At 72.1% G+C, this 5,706-nt stretch carries 5 protein-coding genes and 1 pseudogene; 1 reads left to right on the plus strand and 5 read right to left on the minus strand.

Annotation, left to right across the window (positions count from 1 at the left end; all coding sequences use genetic code 11):
- Positions 1-82 precede the first annotated feature (82 nt).
- From IE107_RS33280 to IE107_RS33295, 4 genes are read right to left on the minus strand one after another with little or no spacing between them, the layout of a single operon-like run.
- Positions 83-748, minus strand: coding sequence for a response regulator (locus IE107_RS33280; protein WP_189548080.1), 666 nt, complete (start codon positions 746-748; stop codon positions 83-85).
- Entirely contained in the window at positions 745-2,013 is a 1,269-nt protein-coding gene (locus IE107_RS33285) for a sensor histidine kinase (RefSeq protein ID WP_229867453.1), read from the minus strand. The genes IE107_RS33280 and IE107_RS33285 overlap by 4 nt, the downstream gene beginning before the upstream one ends.
- 46 nt (positions 2,014-2,059) lie before the next feature.
- Positions 2,060-2,893 (minus strand): ABC transporter permease, encoded by an 834-nt coding sequence (locus IE107_RS33290; RefSeq protein WP_189548081.1) that lies wholly within the window; start codon positions 2,891-2,893, stop codon positions 2,060-2,062.
- A complete protein-coding gene (locus IE107_RS33295; protein ID WP_189548082.1) occupies positions 2,890-3,828 on the minus strand; it encodes an ABC transporter ATP-binding protein in 939 nt (312 codons plus the stop codon). Before IE107_RS33295 ends, IE107_RS33290 begins: the two co-directional genes overlap by 4 nt.
- Positions 3,829-3,978: 150 nt before the next feature.
- Between IE107_RS33295 and IE107_RS33300 the strand changes: the two genes are divergently transcribed.
- On the plus strand, positions 3,979-4,545 hold the full coding sequence (locus IE107_RS33300) for a GNAT family N-acetyltransferase (RefSeq protein WP_189548083.1): 567 nt from the start codon (positions 3,979-3,981) through the stop codon (positions 4,543-4,545).
- On the opposite strand, the pseudogene IE107_RS33305 reads toward IE107_RS33300, so the two are convergent.
- Positions 4,537-5,706 (minus strand): annotated as a pseudogene (locus IE107_RS33305) (type IV secretory system conjugative DNA transfer family protein); the annotation flags it as partial. The gene IE107_RS33300 and the pseudogene IE107_RS33305 overlap by 9 nt on opposite strands.

The raw sequence follows: 5,706 nt of genomic DNA on the forward strand, positions 1-5,706 counted from the left end.
CCGAACTCCTTTTACGGGAAAGCCCCGTGCCCTTGTGGCACGGGGCTTTTTCGCGTTCACGGGTCTCTGCCGGGCCGACCTGCTATGCCGGCGTCACCAGGTGGGTGTCGTAGGCCAGGATGACCGCCTGGACACGGTCACGGGATCCGGTTTTCGCGAGGATGCGCGTGACATGTGTTTTCACCGTTGATTCGGCGAGGTGCAGACGTTCGGCGATCTCCGTGTTGGACCAGCCCTGCCCGATGACGGTGAGGATTTCTCGCTCCCGCTCGGTGAGGGAAGCGATACGCGCGTCCAGGGTGGCGGGGCCACCCGGAACGGTCGGGAGATGCTGGACGTACGCGTCCAGCAGACGGCGGGTGAGGCTGGGGGCCACCACCGCGTCGCCGCCGGCCACGGCACGGATTCCGGCGAGGAGCTCCTCCGGCAGCGCGTCCTTGATGAGGAAGCCGCTGGCGCCGGCGCGGAGACCGTCGTACGCGTACTGGTCGAGATCGAAGGTCGTGACGATGAGGACGCGGGTGCGGGCACCGGCCTTGATGATGCGGCGGGTGGCCTCGATGCCGTCCAGGAGCGGCATGCGGATGTCCATGAGTGCCACGTCCGGCTGATGCCGCTGAACGAGGCTCAGGGCTTCGACGCCGTTGCCGGCCTCGCCCACGACGTTCATGTCGTCCTGGCTCTCCAACAGCATGCGGAAGCCGAAGCGTTGCATCGGCTGGTCGTCCGCGATGAGCACGGTCGTCACGAGGGTGTGTCCTCCAGAGGAAGTCGGAGTCGTACCTGCCAGCCGCTCACGGGAGCGGACTTCGGCAGCGAGCCCGCTTCGAGTGTGCCGTCGTACAGGGACGCCCGCTCACGCATACCGGTGATCCCCTGTCCGCCGCCCTCGGGACCGCGACGGCCGGCACGGCCGGCGGTGCCCGTGTCCGTGATCAGGGCTTCCAGTTCCTCCGGCCGGTAGGTCAGGGTGACCTCCGCGGTCGGCGACGGGGCCGTGCCACCGTGCTTCAGGGTATTCGTCAGGGCCTCCTGCACCACCCGGTAGACCGTCAACTGCCGGCCCGCGGTGGGCGGGGCGGACGGGGGCGTGCCGCGGATGTGCAGGCGAACGGGGAGGCCCGCTGCCCGTACGCCGGTGAGGAGGTCGTCCAGGTCGTCCAGGGTCGGCTGCGGGGTGCGGTCGGCCTCGGCGGGGTGGTCGCGCAGGACGCCGAGCAGACGGCGGAGTTCGGTGAGGGCCTGGCGGCTGGTGGTGCCGATGGCTTCCAAGGCCTGGGCGGCCCGTTCCGGGTTCTTGGCCGCCGCGTAGGCGCCGCCGTCCGCGAGGCCCGTGATGACGGACAGGTTGTGGCCGATGATGTCGTGCATCTCCCTGGCGATGCGGGTCCGTTCGGCGGCGGCCGCGAGCCGGGCCTGCTGGTCGCGTTCCCGTTCCAGCCTGCGGGCCCGGTCGACGAGGGCTTCCGTGTACTCCTTGCGCGTACGGACCACGATCCCGAGCAGTGCCGAGAGTGTGAACGCCCAGAGGTGCGGGACGATCAGCGGGTCCCAGCTGTGCGGGTGGCGTACCGCGCCGGCCAGCAGTGGGGCGGCCACCAGGGCGCCCGCCCACGCCAGGGCCCGTCCGGGCAGCCGCAGCGCGACGTTGAAGACGACGATCTCCTGCAGGAAGGCGGCCTGGATGACGGCACCGGACCAGGCGTTCACCAGCGAGACCGGTGCCATGAACGCCAGCACGGCCAGGGGATGCGTACGCCGCCACAGCAGCGGCGCGGAGAACGCCACGCTCATCAGCAGGACCAGCGTCCCGGACACGTTCGGGTCGAGGGCCACGGTGCGCCAGCCGCCCGAGCTGACGTCGAGTACGGCGAAGAGCACCCAGGAGGTGGTCAGCAGGCCGTTCCAGACCATCGGGCGGCGCAGGTCGAAGGCGCGGACGCGCTGGAGCAGGCGCTGGATGTGCCCGGTGATCGCGGTGGTGCCGGGAGTGGTGCCCCAGGCCCGGTTCATGTCGTCGTCCGTCACGCGTCCATCCTCGCCGTCGGCCGCCCCCGGGTCATGCGTCGCGTCGGCGCAGCAGCAGGGCGGCCGTGCCCAGGCTCGCCCCGGCCCACAGGCACAGCGCGAGCAGGGCGCCGCCCGCGGAGGCGTCGCCTTCGAGCGGGGTGGCGGAACCGAGGACGCCGGCCGCCTGGGTCGGGAAGTACTTGACGGCGCTCTCCACCGCGTCGTACGGAAGCATGGAGAGGACCTCCGGCAGGATCAGTACGCCGCCGATGTAGGTGCCGATGGCCCCCGGCACCGAGCGGAGCAGGGCGCCGAGCCCGAGCGCGATCAGGCTGAGCAGGGTGATGCCCGCCGAGTTGCCGACGATCGCGCCGAACACGCCCGGATCGCCGAGCGAGGCCGCCTGGTCGGTGTCGTGGAGGAAGAACTGCGCGGCGAGGAAGGTGAGCAGGGCGGTGGTGAGCGTGGCGACGAAGACCGAGACGGCGAAGACAGCCGCCTTCGCCCACAGGACCGGGAGTCTGCGGGGGACCGCGGCGAGCGAGGCGCGGATCAGGCCCGTCGAGTACTCGCCCGCGGTGACCAGGATGCCCAGGACCACGGTGCACAGCGTGCTGAGCACCGATCCGTAGAGGACCAGGACCACGGTGTCGACGTCGGAGTCACCGCCGTCGCTGGTGTACGTCGTGCCCATCACCAGGCCTACGGCGAGCATCAGGACGGCCGCCGACCCCATGGTGATCCAGGAGGAGCGCAGGGAGCGGAGTTTGTGCCACTCGGAGCGCAGGACCCGGGTGGGGGTGACCCGGTACGGGTGTTGCTGTGCCTGGTGCTGCTGTGCCGGGTGCGGTCGGCGGTCGGGGTGGGCTGCCGCAGTGGTCATGCGAGGGCTCCGGTCGGTTCGGGGGTGGTGATCCGGTACTCGACCGACTCCTGGGTGAGGTCCATGAAGGCCTGCTCCAGGGAGGCGGTCCGCGGGGTGAGTTCGTACAGCGGGATGGCGTGGGCGGCGGCCGTGCGGCCGATGTGTGCCGCGTCCGTGCCGCGGATGTCCAGCTCGTCGGGGGAGGCGGCGCTGTCGGTGGTGATGTCGATGCCGGGACCGGTGAGGAGTTCGCGCAGGGCGTCGGGCTGCGGGGTGACGACCTTGACCGAGGTGCCACCGGCCGTGGCGACGAACTCGGTGACCGTGGTGTCGGCGAGGAGCCGGCCGCGGCCGATGATGACCAGATGGTCGGCGGTGAGCGCCATCTCGCTCATCAGGTGCGAGGAGACCAGGACCGTACGGCCTTGTCGCGCGAGGGACCTGAGGAGGTTGCGGACCCACAGCACGCCCTCCGGATCGAGGCCGTTGACCGGCTCGTCCAGGATGAGCGTCGCCGGGTCGCCGAGGAGCGCGGCGGCGATGCCGAGCCGTTGGCCCATGCCCAGCGAGAAGCCCTTGACGCGTTTGTGGGCGACCGCGGTCAGCCCGGCCAGGTCGAGTACGTGCTCGACGCGGCCGCGCGGGATGCCGTGGGTGTGGGCCAGTGCCATGAGGTGGTTGAAGGCGGTCCGGCCGGGGTGGACGGAGCGGGCCTCCAGGAGCGCGCCGACCTCGGTGAGCGGTGCGTTGTGGGCGGTGTAGGCCCGTCCGCCGATCGTGGAGCGGCCCCGGGTGGGCGCGTCCAGGCCGAGCAGCATGCGCATCGTCGTCGACTTCCCGGCGCCGTTCGGGCCGAGGAACCCGGTGACGGTGCCGGGCCGGACCGTGAAGTCGAGGTCCTGGACGACGGTGTTGTCCCCGTATTTCTTGGTGAGTTCGTATGCCCTGATCATGCGGTCGACGCTACGGAGCGGGCCCGGGGCAGGCGTCGGACCTGGGGCGGGACGTGGCGGTGCGCGTAGTACCGGGGTACGACGTCACGATGCCGTGCGGCGCGGGAAATGGTGTTGGCGCAGGTCGGGCGGCGGGGGCAGGATCGGTGGATGGAACATGTGATTCGAGCCGTGCGCGCCGACGAATGGCCGCTGGTCAAGGAGTTGCGGCTGGCCGCGCTGCGGGATCCGGTCGCGCCCGTGGCCTTCCTGGAGACGTACGAGCAGAGCGTGGCCCACTCCGACGCGTTCTGGCAGGACCGGGCGCTCGGCGGGTCCGCGGCCGGGAGCGGTGACGTGCGGCAGTTCGTCGCCGTCGCGCCGGACGGGCGGTGGGACGGCAGCGTCACGGTGCTGATCGAACGGCCGGACACGGAGGTGCGGTTCGGGGAGGCGGTCGGCGTCCACCAGGCGCATGTGGTCGGCGTGTACGTCCGGCCCGAGGCGAGGGGCGCGGGTCTGGCCGAGGAACTGTTCCGGGCCGGGACGGACTGGGCCTGGTCGCTGGCGGAGCCGCGGATCGAGCGGGTGCGGCTGTACGTGCACGAGGACAACGCGCGGGCGGCGGCGGTCTACCGGCGGATCGGCTTCGTGGCGACCGGACACTCGGTGCCCATGCCGGGCGACCCGTCCGCGCGGGAGATCGAGTACGCGGTGGAGCGCGTTCCGTCAGAGTGAGGTGGTGAGCTCCTGGGACCAGCGGGCGCGGGCCTGCTCCTGGGAGCGGAGGAGCGCCAGGGCCGGCAGCCCCATGTCCTCGCCGGTCGCCAGCAGTTCCGGGAGCCGGGGGAGGGGGGCCACCGCGGCGATGTCGTCGAGCACCAGCGTCATTGGTGGGTCGAGCCGACCGTCGGATGACCGTGCGGCCATGCGGCGGCCGTGCTCGACCACGTGTGAGGCGAGTGCCGTGAGCAGGGGCATTGCTCCTGGTACCGAGCGGGGGTCCTCGACCGGTTCACCCACCACATAGAGGGTGCCCCCTTCTGCCGCGAAAGATTCCAGTGCGAGTGAATCGGCCCGGTTCGGCGTGCAGGCCTCGCGGATGTGGACGGACGACAGCGCGCCGAAGGCCCGTACCGTCAACGCCTGTGCCATTTCACGGCGTTCGGGGTGGGCGGTCAGCGCCGACTCCAGCAGGCCGGCGAGTCCGGAGGCCGCCTTGGGGTGGGTACGGAGCAGGCGCACCGGTTCGTGGGCGCTGCCGCCGAGCGCCCAGCGGTGGACCTGGCGGAAGGGGCGGCCGTCGATGGCGGCGGCGTGCAGCCAGCACTGGAGGAGCGTTGCCGCGGTGTCGGCGGTCGCCGCGTCGATACGGGCCTGCGGCCGGACCGGGGCCAGGAGCGCGGTGGAGCGGGCGGCGGCCGTGTCGGGTTGTTCGCAGCCCGCGGTGGGGGACCAGTGCAGGCGGGCCGGGGTGTCGCAGAGGTGGCCCGGGTCGTAGACGAGAACCGGGCCGAGCTTGGCGCGGGCGTCCTTCGTCTCGCCCCAGACGGTGGGGTCGGAGGTGACGACGAGCGCGGGGCCCACGGCTTCGTGGATGGCCTGGACGACGGTGGGGCGCCGCGTCGCGGCCGGTCCGTAGACGACGCGGGGGGCGCGGGGGGAGGGGAGCGGGGAGAGGACGGGGGCGGGGGCCCCGGCTCCGCTTCCGGTTCCGGAGGCGGCTTCGGCGGGGGCGGCGGTGGCGGTGGTCTCGGCCGGTGTGTGTTCCACGGGGACGGCCGCGGGCGCCGCGGGATCGGTGGGCTCGACGGCGGGAGGGTGTGCCTGGCGGCGGGGTTCCGGCTGCTGCCGGGACCGTACCGGATCGACTTCGTTGCCGTCCTCGTACCGCTGGTT

It is taken from the genome of Streptomyces gelaticus, from assembly GCF_014649535.1.
In the GTDB taxonomy this organism is placed as follows: Bacteria; Actinomycetota; Actinomycetes; order Streptomycetales; family Streptomycetaceae; genus Streptomyces; species Streptomyces gelaticus.

Bases quoted from the DNA above. Each gene is read 5' to 3' on its own strand.
- IE107_RS33300 (WP_189548083.1), top strand. From the start codon at position 3,979: ATGGAACATGTGATTCGAGCCGTGCGCGCCGACGAATGGCCGCTGGTC.
- IE107_RS33290 (WP_189548081.1), bottom strand. From the start codon at position 2,893: ATGACCACTGCGGCAGCCCACCCCGACCGCCGACCGCACCCGGCACAG.
- IE107_RS33295 (WP_189548082.1), bottom strand. From the start codon at position 3,828: ATGATCAGGGCATACGAACTCACCAAGAAATACGGGGACAACACCGTC.
- IE107_RS33285 (WP_229867453.1), bottom strand. From the start codon at position 2,013: ATGAACCGGGCCTGGGGCACCACTCCCGGCACCACCGCGATCACCGGG.